The organism is Hyphococcus luteus (genome assembly GCF_002943565.1).
Classification (GTDB): Bacteria; Pseudomonadota; Alphaproteobacteria; order Caulobacterales; family Parvularculaceae; genus Hyphococcus; species Hyphococcus luteus.
Window position 1 is genome coordinate 13,433 of sequence record NZ_PJCH01000008.1, and the last position, 15,286, is coordinate 28,718.

Consider the following 15,286-nt stretch of genomic DNA (forward strand, 5'->3'; position numbering starts at 1 on the left):
TTCTCGCATATTCGATTGTGTAAAAGGATCTAACGACTTAAGTGGAAAAGACAATGATCGACGTTTTGATCATCGGCGCTGGCCATGCCGGGGCGCAGGCGGCGTTGATGCTGCGCAAGCTTGGATATGCCGGCGCGGTTGCGCTGGCGGGGGCGGAGGCTGATCCTCCCTATGAGCGTCCGCCCCTATCCAAGACCTATCTCGCCGGCGGGGAGCCGTTTGAGCGCATGATAATGCGCCCGAAGGAGGCGTGGGCTGAGCTGAATATCGATTGCCTCCCGGGGCGGAAGATTGTGGCGGTCGATCCTGCGGCTCATGAAGCGCGCTGCGAGAATGGCGAGAGGATTAGTTACGGCAAGATGATCTGGGCGGCGGGCGGAACGCCGCGGCGGCTGCCTGCGCCCGGCGGCGACCTCGCCGGAATCCATGTCATCCGTACGCGTGCGGATGTGGATGCGATCCGCGCCGGGCTCGACGGCGCAAAGGACATTGTCATCATAGGCGGCGGGTATATCGGTCTCGAAGCGGCGTCGGTGCTGGTCGGCATGGGCAAGCGCGTCTGCGTGCTTGAAGCCCAGGAGCGGCTGCTGTCGCGGGTGGCGGGACCCGATCTGTCGGCCTTTTATGAGCGCGAGCATCGCGGCCGGGGCGTCGACATCCGGCTCGGCGCAGAGATTGAAGCGATCGTCGAGAAGGGCGGGCGCCCCGCCGGGGTCTGCCTCGCCGGCGGCGAGGCGCTGCCGGCGGACCTCGTGATCGTCGGGATCGGCATCGCCCCGGACGTCGAGCCGCTGATCGCGGCCGGCGCCGAGGGCGCGCTCGGCGGGGTGAAGGTCGATGAATTTTGCCGCACCAGCCTGCCGGACATCTACGCCGCCGGCGATTGCGCCGCCCACGCCAACCGCTATGCCGGCGGCGCGGTCATCCGCCTTGAATCGGTGCAGAACGCTCATGATCAGGCGTCGGCCGCCGCCGCGTCGATCGCCGGCGATCCAAAGCCCTATGACGCGGTTCCCTGGTTCTGGTCCGATCAGTATGATCTAAAACTGCAGACCGCCGGTCTTTCGACCGGCCATGACGCGGCGGTGCTGCGCGGCGATCCCGACAGTCGGTCCTTCTCCGTCGTCTATCTGAAAGACGGCCGCGTCATCGCCCTCGACTGCGTCAACGCCACCCGCGACTACGCCCAAGGCCGCCGCCTCGTCGCGACCGGCGGCGCGTGCGATCTGAAAACGCTCGCAGACCCCGCCGCGCCCCTCTTCAAACCCCCCGCCCGAAACGGATAGAAAATTGGGCGTCTTCAAGCTGCGTGAATAAACTATGGCGTAAGAATTCTTTGCAAATTGCGCAAAATGGACAAATAGGGGCTGCAAATGGCTGTAGACGAGGGTGTATCCGGGCCTTTGAAGGGCGTCCGAATTATCGAGATTGCAAGTCTTGCTCCGGGGCCTTTCTGCGCCATGATGCTGGCTGATATGGGCGCCGAGGTGATCCGCATCGATCGCACGCAAGCCAGCGATGAATCCCCTCCGCTTGATTATGACAAGAACATATTGAATCGTAACCGACGTTCGGTCGCGCTTGATCTTAAAAATTCAGCGGCGGTCGATGTCATTCTCGATTTGTGCCGGCGCGCGGACGGACTAATTGAAGGGTTCCGGCCCGGCGTTATGGAACGGCTCGGACTTGGACCTTCGCAATGTATGGCGGCGAATGAAGCGCTCGTCTATGGTCGAATTACCGGTTGGGGTCAGGACGGGCCGCTCGCCCAGACAGCCGGACACGACATCAATTACATCGCGCTGACGGGCGCCTTGCATGCTACGGGCCCTGCGGAACGCCCGGTTCCGCCGTTAAATCTGGTTGGCGACTTCGCTGGCGGGGGCATGTTGCTAGCCTTCGGCCTCGTCTGTGCGCTGTTTGAAGCAAACCGGTCCGGTAAGGGTCAGATTGTCGATGCGGCCATGATCGACGGTGCAGCGGTGAACATGGCGCTCACTTACTCAATGTTCAACGCCGGTCTATGGCGTGACCGGCGCGAGGCGAACCTTGTCGACGGGGGCGCGCCGTTCTATCGGGTATACAAGACAAGCGACGACAGATTCGTGTGCGTCGGTGCCATAGAACCGAAATTCTATTTCAACTTTATCGGCGTGCTTGGTCTGTCCGACGAAGCACTGTTTGCATCGCCTAATAATCCCGCCAACTGGCCGGAGATGATTGATCGGCTGGACGCGATTTTCGCCACGCGAACGCGCGCGGAGTGGGAGCAGGCGTTCGAGGGCGCCGAGGCTTGTTTTGCGGCAGTCCATACGCTCGCCGAAGCGCCGGGTGCACCGCACAATGCGCATCGCGGCACGTTTGCGCGCACGGATGATCTTGTTCAACCGTCGCCAGCGCCGCGTTTTTCGCGCACGCCGGGCGCGATTAATCACGGGCCGCGCATCCTCGGCGCAGACACTCGGTCCGTTCTGTCGGCGTGGGGCGTTTCGGATGAAGAAATTAACAGACTGATAGAAAGCGGAGCCGCAGTTCAATCGTAACGGGAGGCGCCTTTCAACGAGCATGCCGGCGCCGCGATGTCAGGCGAGGAACGGTTTATAATTCTCGGAAAAAATATCGCGCCCAATAATCAGCTTCATGATTTCAGAACTGCCCGCAAGAATTCTGTTGATGCGGGCGTCTGTAAACCGACGGCAGATTTCAAACTCGCGCATGTAGCCGGCGCCGCCGTGTAGCTGGACCCCTTCGTCGACGACCCGCCACTCGAGTTCACTGGTCACCAGCTTCAGCGCTGCAGCTTCTGGTGGCGATAATTCGCCGGCATTGTGCTTCGCAACACAATTGTCGAGATAGCATTGAACCGCCTGTAGCTGGGCATGCAATTCGGCGAGCTTGAATTGCGTATTTTGCATGTCTGCAATGCGTTTGCCGAACGCCTTGCGGTCCATCACATAATTTCTTGTCAGGTCAAAAGCCCGGTGTGCGTTACACATATAGCTGACGGACCCGATCAGGCGTTCCTCCACCAGACCCTGCATCAGATAGTGAAATCCTTTTGTCGGATCTCCCAGAACATTTTCTTTCGGCACTTTCACATTGTCAAAAAAAAGCTCGGCCGTGTCCTGGGCGACGAGTCCCATTTTTTCGAGGTTTCGGCCGCGCCGAAAACCTTCCATGCCACGCTCCACGCAGAGCAGCGCCATGGAGTGGCGATCGTCAGCGTCGCCCAATTTTGCCGCCACAATAACGAGATCGGCGTTGATCCCGTTCGAGATATAGATCTTGGACCCATTGAGTAGGAAATGGTCGCCCTTGTCGTCAATGGTGCTGCGTATCCCTGACAAATCGCTTCCGGCATCCGGCTCGGTCATGGCGATGGCCAGAATGGATTCGCCGGAAACGCATTTCGGCAGGAAACGCTTTTGCTGTTCCGGCGATCCAAACCGTTTCAGATATGGCCCGACCATTCGGCTGTGCAGCGTCGGAAACCATTCACCACAGTCCGCGCGCGCCACTTCCTCCATAATGATTTGTTCATAGCGGAAATCTGAATCGCCGACGCCGCCAAAGTCCTCATCAGCCCAGATCAGAAGGAAGCCGTTCTCGCCCGCCTTGCGGTAAACTTCGCGATCCACGATGCCATCGTGTCGATACGATTCCATGTTGGGCGCTACTTCCCGTTCGAGAAAGCGACGGAAGGAAGAGCGAAATGATACTTGCTCATCGGTGAAGTGACGCATGTTGTCAGCCTTAAGTTTAAATTGTCCGAAGGGATGGTGCAACCCTTAGCGTCCAGTGTTATTTGCAGTAATCGTTGTCTGGCCCGATAGGCGTCAACTGCTTGCGCAGTTTCGGTTTGACGATCTTATCGAGGGTTGCACGCGGAAAATCGTCAACGAAAATGACTTCCTTAACGACTTTGAAGTCCGCTAGATCTCGCTTGCATGCGGCGATGATTCCATCGCGAATATCATCCTGATCGCCAGGTTTTGCGATAACAAAAACAACCGGCACTTCGTCAAGCATATAATGTTTGCGGCCGACAACGGCGCATTCTTCGACGAGCCCGGTTTTCATGATAACAGTTTCGATCTCCGACGATGCGACGTTCTCCGCGCCGACTTTCAGCATGTCTTTGTCGCGTCCCAGGAAATAGAGATAACCTTCTTGGTCGATTGATATCATGTCGCCGGTTTTGAGCCAGCCTTCCTCATCAACAACGTCGCGGGTTGCTTCCGAGTCGTTGAAATACTCCTTAAACAGAGAGACGCCGGGAACGCCCCGAACAAAAAGCGTTCCCTGTTCGCCCGGTCCGACCGGATTACCTTTTTCGTCGCGCACCTCGATATCGTAGCATGGCGCCGCCCGGCCGATGGATCCCTCGGGAGGCGGCTGGTGAAAGTTTGAAATTATGCCTTGCGTGATCGTTTCAGTCATGCCCCAAGCGCAAACAACGTCAATGCCAAATTTTTTGCGGAGCGGCGTCGAGTAGCCACCAATCATCCAAAAGCGGTAGTGATGATTTGTCGGCGATTCGCGCTGCAACAGCGGATAAACTAAAAATGGAATCACAAACGTCCACGTGCATTTATTCCGTATTGATACGTCCCAAAAGCGGGAAACGGAAAGGCGCGGTTGCAGTACGATCGTACCGCCAACCCATAAGGTTGTCATGGTGGAGTATGAAACGGCGTTGATGTGGAAGAGGGGAGAAAAAACAAGGGCTGTATCTTCGCTTGAAACAAGAAAATTACGCGCATTCATTTGTGCGCCCCAGATAAAGTTTCCGTGGGTGAGTAGCACTGGTTTCGGTCGCGATGTCGTGCCGGATGTGAATTGAATGAGAAAATCGGCGCTGGCGTCCGGCGCACGTCTCGGCGGCGCTGGCCGCGGTGACAGGCAGGCGTCAAACGGGATGTAATCAGAGGAGTTAAATTCAGGCGTAGCGGCACCAGAATCATCCTCGGTGACAATTATGAAGTTCAGGCCGGGCGCCGAATCAGCGATCATCGACGCAAATGCGGGCTGGGTGATTGCGGCGGTAATGTCGGCCGCATCGACATAATATTCAATATCGCGCGCAACGGATCGGGTGTTTGTTGTCACGGCGACGACGCCGATTCTTGCGCAGGCGAAAATCGTTATTAGGAACTCCGGGCAGTTTTCCATGTGAACCAGCAATCTGTCGCCTGACGATATGCCACGTTCAAGAAGCGCCGCGGCAAACCGGTCGGCGTCTTCCTTCATCCCCATATATGTCCAGCGTTTTGGATCACCGTCGAATGGTTCCCAAATGAGGAATGTTTTATTGGGGGTTCGCGCCGCCCAGCGGTCCAGCATCCAGGCGACATCCTGGCCGTGGACCATCAACCTTTGCGATTCCGCAATTCTATTGAGTGTTCCTCGTGGACCGTCCAGCATGCTGTTGTTCACCATCGTTTCTCCCATTGCAGTCTATCTTCTTCAAGCTGGGTACGGACTCATTGATAGTTACTCACAGACAAATTGGATATACGAAAACCTGATATCACCTATCGGTAAAGGTATATTCCTCTGCTGCTTGATATGCGCATTGTTATTGAGGGGCGCCGTATTGTGATTAATTATCATTGTGCGGCGCAACAAAGTGCGATGCTGCCATCGCCGCAATTGTAAAAAAGAGCGGTGACCCAGCGAAGCGCGCAAAGAAAAAAGATAATCGGGAGGGTAGTCATGTCTTGGCATAATAAAAATGCGGCGCTGTTTCTGACGTCGGTATCGGTTTCGACAATCGCGTTCGCGGCGACGGCGCATGCGCAACGCGCTTCGGACGCATTGACGGATCAAATCATCGTCACGGCTACAAAGCAGGCCGGAGGCGTCGCAGAACAAGAAGCGCCAATTTCGATTTCAGCGTATGGCGCAGAACAGCTTGAAGCGTTGCGGGTGAGCGATCTCGAAACGCTTAGTTACAGCCAGCCCAATGTATCTCTGGAAGATGTCGGATCCATACAAGGGACGGCGAATTTCTCCATCCGCGGTTTGGGCATAAACAGCTCAATTCCTTCGATTGACCCTACGGTAGGCGTTTTTGTCGATGGGGTTTATCTCGGCACGACCGCCGGTTTGCTCTTCGATACGTTTGATCTGGAAGCCGTTGAAATCTTGCGGGGCCCGCAAGGGGTTCTTTTCGGCCGCAATGTTACGGGCGGCGCGGTGTTAATCCGGACGAAACGCCCGACGGATGAGTTCGAGGCAAGCGCGCAGGGCTCGTGGGAAACCGGCTTGAACCAAGTGTACCAGGCGTCCGTCTCCGGCCCAATTGTTCCGGGCGTTTTGAAGGCGAAAATCGCCGCCTATTACAAAAATGACGAAGGATATTGGACGAATGATCTGGATGGTTCTAAACTTGGCGAAGTCGAAACGATCGTCGTCCGCCCGGTCATCGAATTCACGCCTGGCGACAATGCCGAGTTTATCCTGCGCTATGAGCACGGCGAATCCGAGGGCGATGGTACGATCGCGCAGAACAGAGCCCTGTTCGAGCGGGGTACCGGCCGCGTAACGACGGACGAACCCGGTTTCATGGACCATGAATGGGACCAGGTGAGCGCGGAGGCCAATATCGACGTCCCATTCGGCGATGGCGTGATCACGAATATCTTTGGCTGGCGTCAATATAGCTCAGCATCGCAAAGCGATTTTGACGCCACAACCTTGAATCTGTTGCTTTTCGGGGAAATCACCGAGCAGGAACAGTTTAGCAACGAACTTCGATATTCAGGCCGGTTCTTTGATCGCATCAATTTCACGCTTGGGGGGTTCTGGTTCGATCAGGAACTGAAGTATCAGGAAACGCGCTTTTTGTTCCAGGATCCAAGCCTCGCTCCGGCGCAGGCAGTCGGGGCAGTGCCCGGACCGTTTTCCTTTTACGGCGGTGGAACCCAGGACCATCAGGTCCTCGGCGTGTTTGGTCAAGCCGCTATTGAACTTACTTCCGCCTTGACGCTGGACCTTGGTTTGCGATGGAGCCGCGAGGAAAAGTCAGCGCAGTTGGCAACGATCGTGCCAGGGCCTGCCTCGCCGGATTTGTGGACCATACCCGCCGGAGCCTGCAATATCCATGCAAACGATTGCGTTTTCAATCTGAACGCTGATCCTACATTCGATTCCGAGGAGGACTGGAGCAATCTGTCTCCGAAGATCGGCTTAAGGTATTCGCTGGCGGATAATGCCCGCCTTTATGGCCACTGGAGCCGCGGTTTTAGGTCCGGCGGTTACAACTTGCGCAACACCGTTCCGACGGCGTCCCCCGGTCCGATTGATGAGGAGCAGATAGACAGCTTCGAACTCGGCTTCAAGTCGGAGCCGCTACCCGGTGCAATATTCAATGCCGCGATATTTCATACCAACATTTCCGATATGCAACGCGAGGTGCTCTTGTCAGACCCGGTTCTGGGGACGATTCAGATCATCACCAATACTGCGGATGCGGAAATATTCGGGTTTGAATTTGAAGCGCAATATTCGCCTGTGGAAGGGCTGGTTCTGAACGCATCAGTCGGCCACCTAGATGCAGAGTATACCGACCTACTCTTTGATATCAGCGGTGACGGGGTGGTAGATCAGGCCGATCTGGCGCTTGCGATTCCCCGCGTTCCCGAGCTGACTTACAATTTGGGATTCGTTTATGACCATGACATTGGCAGCGCGGGATTTTTGACGGCGCGCGCTAATTTCAATCATCGCGACAGTCAGGCGTTTACAGACAATAATCGCGGAATCCTGAGTGGTGCGGATATGCTGGATGCATCCTTGTCGTTCACGACAAATAGCGGCGGGGTGCGCTTCACGATTTACGGAGATAATATGCTCGATGAGAATACGGAGGGTTCGGACTCACAGACGCCGTTCCCGCCAGGGTCCACGAACGGCAGTCATTCGCCCTTAAACAAGGGGCGCGTATTGGGAGCTTCCGTAAAGGTGGCGTTGTAGGCAGTCGAAGCTTAAGAAGAAAGCTAAAAGCAAGACCTTGCGTCGCGAACCTGCTTCGCGGCGCCGGTCGCTTAGGTAAAATTTAGGAGATTGAACTTCGTGTCGTTTGAAGGAAAAGTCGTACTGATCACTGGCGCTGGCAATGGTCTGGGAAAGTCGCACGCGCTGATGTTCGCCAGGCTTGGCGCGCGTGTCGTTGTCAATGATTACGGCACGACCGCAAAGGGCGAAGGCGCGGACAAGTCGCCCGCCGACGCAGTAGTTGATGAGATTAAGAGTTTAGGTGGCGAAGCGGTGGCAAACGCCGACTCTGTTGAGGATGGTGCGCGTCTCGTGGAGACCGCTATGGATGCGTTTGGGCGCATTGACATCGTGGTAAACAACGCCGGTTTCCTGCGCGATACATCATTTCATAAAATGAGCGAAAGCGACTGGTTTGATATAATCAACGTGCATTTAAATGGCGCCTTCATGGTCAACCGGGCGGCATGGCCGCTTTTGCGCGAACAGAACTTTGGACGGATCGTGAATACTGCGTCTGCGGCCGGCATTTACGGGAATTTCGGACAGGTCAATTATAGTTCCGCGAAATTGGCGCTGCATGGCATGACGCAAGCCCTAGCGATCGAGGGGCAAAAGCGGAACATTCTCGTCAATACGGTTGCGCCCGCCGCCGCGTCGCGGCTCACTGACACCGTTATCAGCAGGGAACAGACCGCCGCATTGCGCCCGGAATATGTCAGTCCGTTGGTCGGTTATCTTTGCAGCGAGGAAAGCTCGCAGTCAGGAGGGCTTTTCGAAGCGGGCGCCGGCTGGTTTGGCAAGCTGCGATGGGAACGAAGCCGCGGCGCCGCTCTCAAAGGAGAGATAACGCCTGACGATATCGCCAAAAATATTGATGCGATTTCAGATTTTTCCGATGCGACACATCCACGGAATATCGCCGAGGCGTTTGCGCCATTCGGCGAAGCCATGGGTGCGGCCGTCGCTGCACGATAACGACGGCGCATAATTATGATCGATCGTTCGTTCATCGGCTTCGAAATGGAGCCATTCGACGCCACTCTCGAAAAGGGACAGATGGAGCTGTTCGCCAAGGCGCTCGGCGAGAAAAACTCCATCTATAGCGACGAGTCCGTCGCGCGTGCTGAGGGCTACTCGTCCATTGTTGCTCTGCCGACCTATTTGATTCGCCTTGGCACGCGGGACGATCTGACCTACGGTCTTTTCGACAAACTCGGCATCGATCTGGCGAAATTGTTGCATGGCGAGCAGGAGTTCATTCTGGAACGCGCCCTATGCGCCGGTGAAATCTTGCGAGGCGTGAAGAAAGTCGTCGACATTTTCGATAAGAAGGATGGCGCGCTTGAGTTCGTCGTTACAGAAATTCAGTATCACGATGAAAAGGGCCGATTTGCCGGCATCGATCGGTGCACCTTCGTCATCCGGAACCGCTGATTTAGGATGCAACAAAATGAATGAGCAGACGCAGAAACTCGGATCGTTAAAGGTAGGCGATACGCTGCCCGCTCTTCAAACGGGTCCGATCTCGCGCCACGCCATTGCCTTATATGCAGCGGGTTCGTCGGATCTCAATCCGATTCATACCGATATCGACTTTGCAAAACACAAGGCGGGACTGCCCGACGTCATTGTGCACGGAATGTTCGTTATGGGATATCTTGCAAAAATCGGAACTGAGTATGCGCCGGCGGGTGCCGTTCGCCGGATTAAAACCCAGTTCCGGACCATGACAAATGTGGGTGACAATCTTGTTTGCACCGGCAAGGTAACGGATAAGCAATCGCGTGACGGTGCAACGATCTTGACTTGCGCGCTTGCGGCAACGCGCCAAGATGACGTGGTGGTGGCGACTGGCGAAATTGATATTGTTGTCGGCGCCGCTTAGCAGGCGGCGCTTGCAAGATGCATCGGAGTATGGACTACGATTATGGTTAAAGGTGACGAAACTACGGGAATCACCTCCTTCGGGGTCTACATTCCGTCAATGCGCTTGCAGCGAAAAGCGCTGGCGAATGAAGTCGGATGGATTAATCCGGCGTTGAACGCGTACGGGAGCGGCGTTCGCGCGATCTGCGATTTTGACGAGGATGTGATTACGATGGCGGTTGAGGCTGTGCGTCATTGCAATGATGCGCAAGCGCTCGGCGAGATATCCGCCATTGTCGCCGCTTCGACCACGTTTCCGTTTACCGATCGGTTAAATGCTTCCGTTGTCGCCCCTGCCGCCGGCTTGTCCGACTCCGTTCAGGCAGTTGATATTGCCAGTACGCAGCGCGCCGGCGTGTCTGCATTTCGTGTCGCGGAACGTCTGTGCGCGGTTGACGGCGCGTCGCGCCAGGTTTTGTGCGTCGCCGCCGACCGTCGGCGTGGACGGCCTGGCAGCTTAGTAGAGATGACAAGCGCTGACGCAGCGGCGGCATTCTTGTTTGGAAATGAAAACGTCATCGCGCGCGTCGTAGCGCATAAGGTTTCAACGGTAGATTTCGTCGATCATTATCGCCGCGCGAATGAGGCATATGAATATGGCTGGGAGGAGCGGTGGATTCGGGACGAGGGGTATCGAAAAATCGCACCGCCGGTCCTCACTAGCGTAATGGAAGCGGCAGGCATTTCTGCTGAGGATATCGACCATTTCATTTTTTCCTCAACAATCCGAGGCGTTGCGGCGGGACTGGCGAAAGCAATCGACATTCGCGATGACGCCGTGCGCGACGACTTTCAGGATGTTATGGGAGAAGCCGGCGCCGCCCACCCTCTTCTTATGCTTGCCGATACGCTTTGCGCCGCCGGCGCCGGCGAGAAAATTCTCATAGCGGGTTTCGGCCAGGGCTGCGAAGCCATGGTGTTGGAAACAACGCCCTTGATCGAATCGGTTGGCGTTCGGCACGGCGTTCGCGCTCTGGCCCAAAGCGATCATCAGATTGATTTGCCGTTCATCCGGTATTTGTCCTTCAATGGACAATTGGATCCGGACTTCGGGCCGCGAGCGGAAACCGACCGAAAAACTGCCCTCAGCGCCGCCTATCGCCATGCTAATGAAGTTGCACGGCTAATCGCCGGAAAGTGCGAAAAATGTGGAACGGTTCAGTTTCCGAAAGCTAAAAATTGTGTCAATCCGAATTGCGGCCATGAAGGTGAGCAAACGGACCACGCGCTGGCGCAGGAATCGGCGATAGTAAAAACGGTCACGACGGACTGGCTCGGATTTTCGCGCAATCCGCCGAACCGTTACGGCATGGTGGAATTCGAAAGCGGTGCACGCATGATCATGAACTTTACCAGCGCTCTGGATGAACCGCCAGTCGGCAGCGAAGTAAGTATGGTCTACCGCATTCAAGATTTCGATCCGTATCGAAAGTATCATCGCTATAGCTGGAAGGCAAGGACCTGCGTCACGCCGTACAATGGAGAGAAAAAGTGACAAGCGGGATTCGCGATAAGGTCGCCATCATCGGCATGGGGTGCAGCAAGTTTGGCGAGCGCTTCGATTGCGACGCGCAGGACCTTATGCTTGAAGCCTTCATCGAGGCCAGGGCGGACGCCGGGATTGAAACGAGCGAGATTGATGCGGCGTGGCTTGGTCATGCCATGCCGGAACTCGGCATGGGGCCGACGGCGACGCCGGCATCGGTCGCTTTGCGGTTGCAAAATATACCAGTGACGAGAGTGGAGAACGCCTGCGCCACCGGAACGGAGGCGTTGCGCGGCGCTGTCTATGCTGTCGCGTCGGGCGCCGCGCGCATTGCGCTGGCGATTGGCGTTGAAAAACTGAAGGATACCGGTTTTGGCGGTTTGCCTGAATTCGATTTTGGACCGCGCGCGAGCCTGTTTGCGCCGTCCATGAGCGCGCCCGGCGGTTTTGCGCAGCTTGCTGCTGCCTATGGCGCAAAGCACCAGGTCAACGCCGCCGACCTGAAACGCGCCATGGCCCATGTTTCATGGAAAAGCCACGAGAATGGCGCAGTCAATCCGAAGGCGCATCTTCGCCGGCGGGTTGATATCGACACAATCATGAAAGCGCCGATGATCGCCGCGCCACTTGGGCTTTTTGATTGCTGTGGAGTCAGCGACGGCGCAGCCTGTGCAATTGTCACAACGCCAGACGTGGCGGCAAGCCTTGGAAAAAAGCAGGAAACCGTAATGGTCAAGGCGCTGCAGCTTGCTGTGTCGAATGGGGTTGAGGCCTCGCATTCTTCGTGGGACGGGGCCACCATCATCACGACGCGCAGCGCCGCCAAACGCGCATATTCTGAAGCAGGCATTGAAAGTCCGCGCGACGCGCTCAGCCTGATCGAGGTGCATGATTGTTTTTCCATCACAGAGCTTGTGACCATGGAAGATCTTTTCCTTTCAGAAGAGGGGTCTGCGCCCGCCGATGTGCTGGACGGTTTTTACGACCGTGACGGAGGTATTCCATGCCAGGTTGACGGCGGATTGAAGTGTTTTGGTCATCCGATCGGCGCTTCGGGGCTGCGGATGGCGTATGAAATTTATACGCAATTGCTCGGCAGGGCCGGCGAGCGGCAATTGAGCAATCCGGTGCTAGGGTTGACCCATAATCTCGGCGGCTTTCCACACGAAAATGTAAGCGGTATTGGAATATTCGGGCTGCCCGGCGTTTGAAGGAAGCGCTAATTACTTTTCGGCGCGGGCGCGGTCAAGGTTCGGACGGGTAAGATAGTCAAGCGCTGCTTCGAGAAAAATGTCATTCTGATCGCCTGTCACCATGTGCCGCGCGCCTTTTATCTCCGTATAATGGATATGAGGCGCAATATTGCAGAAATGCCTCGCGGCCTCTTGCGTGACAAGTTCGCTTTCACCGCCGCGCATGAAATGAACGGGAATTATCAGATTCGTCGCCGCTTCAGTCAGTTCGCGCTCAAATTCTTCGGGCTCAAGATAAAGCGTTTCGACAAAAGCCGGATCCCAATGCCAACGCCAACGCCCGTCTTCACCTTGACGCAAATTTTTTTGGAGCCCGCCGGAACCGCTTGGCGAGCGGGTTTCCGTGTTTGGTCGCGGGAAGTGTGTCGAAAGGAATGCGGCGGCTTCGCTTACGTTTTCAAATCCGCGTCTTGCGCTTTCGAGCATAAAGTTTCGAATTGATCCAAACCCATGCTCGCTGATTTTCGGGGCGACGTCGACCAGGGTAAGGGAAGCAAACGCTTCCTGACGGATTTTGCCCGCAGCCACGAGCGCGGCAACGCCGCCAAGCGATGCGCCGATAAAATGCGGCTTGACCCCGATTCGGCCTTCCACCCAGTCGCTGAGAACGAGCGCGTCCCGGGCATAATCAGTATAGGAATAGGTCCTGTCCGGCGCGCGGTCGCTGTCTCCGTGTCCGCGCAGATCGGCGCAGAGAACAAAATAACCTTCTCTGGCGAAGGCGGACGCGGCGGCTGACCAAGCGTGCCGCGTTTGACCCCCGCCGGGCGAAAGAATGATCGCGCCGTTATCCGCCCAGCCGAATTGGTTGGCGACGAGCGTGCACCCGTCAAATGAGGTAATGGCGATGGTTTCTAATTTGCTCTCTTCCTGATCATGCGTCATCGGCGAGGGTTCCGTCTATCCCACCAGGAATGCCCAATCTGCAACAAATTCATCGCAAGAAGTCGTAACGCGTCTAGGGTGAAGGCAATCAACATCAAGTCAGAGCTCCTACAGCGACTCTGTAGCGGAATTATTCATTCCAAGGCAACGCGACATTGTCGGAAATATATGTTTTGAGATCGCGTTTTTGCAATTTGCCAGTGATGGTGCGCGGCAATTCATCCATGAACGTAAAGTATTTCGGGCATTCCTGCTTGCTGAGGTTTTTTAAACAATGGGCGTTCAGTTTCTCGATACATTCCGCATTGCCGAATTGAATCCCCTTTCGCAATACAACAGCGGCGACAACGGCTTCGCCCCAGCGCGGATGGGGAACGCCAACGACGGACGATTCAGCAACAATTTCATTTTCCGCGAGCACCGCCTCAATCTGCGCGGGAAAGACATTTACGCCGCCAGTGTTGATAAGAAAGTTACGGCGGTCAAGAAGATATACATATCCGTTCTCGTCAACGCGTCCAATGTCGTTTGTTTTCAACCAGCCATCGGCGTTCAACACGTCCGCCGTTTCTTCCGGCTGGTTGAGGTAGCCGCTCATGATCGTATCGCTTTTGAGGTAGATAACGCCCGCCTCGCCCGTGGGAAGCGCCTCGCCTTTGTCGTTGCAGATTTTGTAGTCGACGAACGCCGCAAACCGGCCAGACGAACGCAAAATGTGTTCCTCGCCGGCGAGGGCCCTTTTATGGTCGTCCGGTTGGAGAAAGCATGCCCAGGCGACGCACTCTGTCATCCCGTAAAGTTGAACGAGATTGACGCCCAGGGTATCGACAGTTCGCCGGATTAACGTCGGCGCCGCCGGGGCAGATCCATAAGCAATCGTTCGCAGAGAAGGGAGCGCGAGGTCGTTTTCCTGAAGATAATCGAGCACCGTCGGTATCATTGCTGGAACAAGCAGCGCAACCGTAGCTTTGTGCCTGTTGATGTCCTCAACGCAACTTGCAACGTCGAAAACATCCGTCGGAATAATTGTTCCTGAACCGGCAGCAAGGCCAAATATGCCGCCGGCAACGGCGACCCACGCCGATTGCGCAGGCATGTAATATCGGTCGTTCGCGGATATGCCGTAATAGTGCGGCGCGTAAGTGATTTCAGTAAGGATTGCCTTATGAGACAGGATGACGGCTTTGGGATGCGCCGTGGCGCCGGATGTGTATGTGTGCAAAAGAGGCGCGTTTTCGGCGAACTCAGTCGTCGTGAAATCCGGCGCATTTTCAATAAGGAACTCGTAATCCACGTCGAAGCCATGATCGTCGCCGAGCCCGATGACGTCAATGGACAATGCAGTCAACTCGTCGCTGCGAGACTCGATCAACGGCCAGCACTTGTCCTGCACGACACAGACCGTGACGCCGCTGTTTTTGAGGACGTGGAGCATTTCACGCGCACTGTACCGCCAGTTTACGCCCACGCGGACTGCGCCTATAATCATGCAGGCGAAGAAGTGCTCATATATCTCGATGCACTCTTTAGCCAGAATAGCAACGCGGTCGCCCGGTTTGACGCCGCGCGCCTGAAGAGCGCCGGCCAGGGCGAGGGACCGGCGATATATCTCCGACCATGTAATGGTGCGTTCGCCCTGATAATAGGCGATCTTATCCGGGTAATGTTCTGCGCATCGGCGTAAATTATCTCGTAGCATTCGCATTTCCGTAGTTGAGCGGCAGCCACCCGCGAT

Annotated in this window: 12 protein-coding genes; 8 read left to right on the forward strand and 4 right to left on the reverse strand. The window is 56.0% G+C overall.

Annotation, left to right across the window (positions count from 1 at the left end; all coding sequences use genetic code 11):
* Positions 1-53: 53 nt before the first annotated feature.
* Complete coding sequence (locus CW354_RS12265; RefSeq protein ID WP_104830391.1) at positions 54-1,286, forward strand: NAD(P)/FAD-dependent oxidoreductase; 1,233 nt, start codon at positions 54-56, stop codon at positions 1,284-1,286.
* Positions 1,287-1,373: 87 nt separating this feature from the next.
* Entirely contained in the window at positions 1,374-2,543 is a 1,170-nt protein-coding gene (locus CW354_RS12270) for a CaiB/BaiF CoA transferase family protein (RefSeq protein ID WP_104830392.1), read from the forward strand.
* Between the two features lie 39 nt (positions 2,544-2,582).
* Here the strand turns inward: CW354_RS12270 and CW354_RS12275 are convergent, their stop codons facing one another.
* Together CW354_RS12275 and CW354_RS12280 are read right to left on the reverse strand one after the other, a co-directional pair.
* A complete protein-coding gene (locus tag CW354_RS12275; RefSeq protein ID WP_104830393.1) occupies positions 2,583-3,743 on the reverse strand; it encodes an acyl-CoA dehydrogenase family protein in 1,161 nt (386 codons plus the stop codon).
* A 58-nt stretch (positions 3,744-3,801) separates the two neighbouring features.
* On the reverse strand, positions 3,802-5,451 hold the full coding sequence (locus CW354_RS12280; protein ID WP_104830394.1) for a class I adenylate-forming enzyme family protein: 1,650 nt from the start codon (positions 5,449-5,451) through the stop codon (positions 3,802-3,804).
* A gap of 264 nt (positions 5,452-5,715) precedes the next feature.
* On the opposite strand from CW354_RS12280, the gene CW354_RS12285 reads away from it, so the two are divergent.
* From CW354_RS12285 to CW354_RS12310, 6 genes are all read left to right on the forward strand, one after another.
* Positions 5,716-7,977 (forward strand): TonB-dependent receptor, encoded by a 2,262-nt coding sequence (locus CW354_RS12285; RefSeq protein WP_104830395.1) that lies wholly within the window; start codon positions 5,716-5,718, stop codon positions 7,975-7,977.
* A gap of 99 nt (positions 7,978-8,076) precedes the next feature.
* Positions 8,077-8,976 carry an SDR family oxidoreductase gene (locus CW354_RS12290; protein WP_243396396.1) on the forward strand — a complete coding sequence of 300 codons (900 nt, stop codon included), beginning with the start codon at positions 8,077-8,079 and terminating at the stop codon, positions 8,974-8,976.
* A gap of 15 nt (positions 8,977-8,991) precedes the next feature.
* Positions 8,992-9,435: a MaoC family dehydratase N-terminal domain-containing protein gene (locus CW354_RS12295; protein ID WP_104830397.1), complete on the forward strand. Its 444-nt coding sequence runs from the start codon at positions 8,992-8,994 to the stop codon at positions 9,433-9,435.
* A gap of 16 nt (positions 9,436-9,451) precedes the next feature.
* Positions 9,452-9,886 carry a MaoC/PaaZ C-terminal domain-containing protein gene (locus CW354_RS12300; RefSeq protein WP_165793684.1) on the forward strand — a complete coding sequence of 145 codons (435 nt, stop codon included), beginning with the start codon at positions 9,452-9,454 and terminating at the stop codon, positions 9,884-9,886.
* Positions 9,887-9,928: 42 nt separating this feature from the next.
* Positions 9,929-11,422: a 3-oxoacyl-[acyl-carrier-protein] synthase III C-terminal domain-containing protein gene (locus CW354_RS12305; protein ID WP_104830399.1), complete on the forward strand. Its 1,494-nt coding sequence runs from the start codon at positions 9,929-9,931 to the stop codon at positions 11,420-11,422.
* Complete coding sequence (locus tag CW354_RS12310; protein ID WP_104830400.1) at positions 11,419-12,624, forward strand: acetyl-CoA acetyltransferase; 1,206 nt, start codon at positions 11,419-11,421, stop codon at positions 12,622-12,624. The genes CW354_RS12305 and CW354_RS12310 overlap by 4 nt, the downstream gene beginning before the upstream one ends.
* 12 nt (positions 12,625-12,636) lie before the next feature.
* Here the strand turns inward: CW354_RS12310 and CW354_RS12315 are convergent, their stop codons facing one another.
* Positions 12,637-13,551, reverse strand: coding sequence for an alpha/beta fold hydrolase (locus tag CW354_RS12315; protein WP_104830401.1), 915 nt, complete (start codon positions 13,549-13,551; stop codon positions 12,637-12,639).
* Between the two features lie 130 nt (positions 13,552-13,681).
* Entirely contained in the window at positions 13,682-15,256 is a 1,575-nt protein-coding gene (locus CW354_RS12320) for a class I adenylate-forming enzyme family protein (RefSeq protein ID WP_104830402.1), read from the reverse strand.
* Positions 15,257-15,286: the final 30 nt, after the last annotated feature.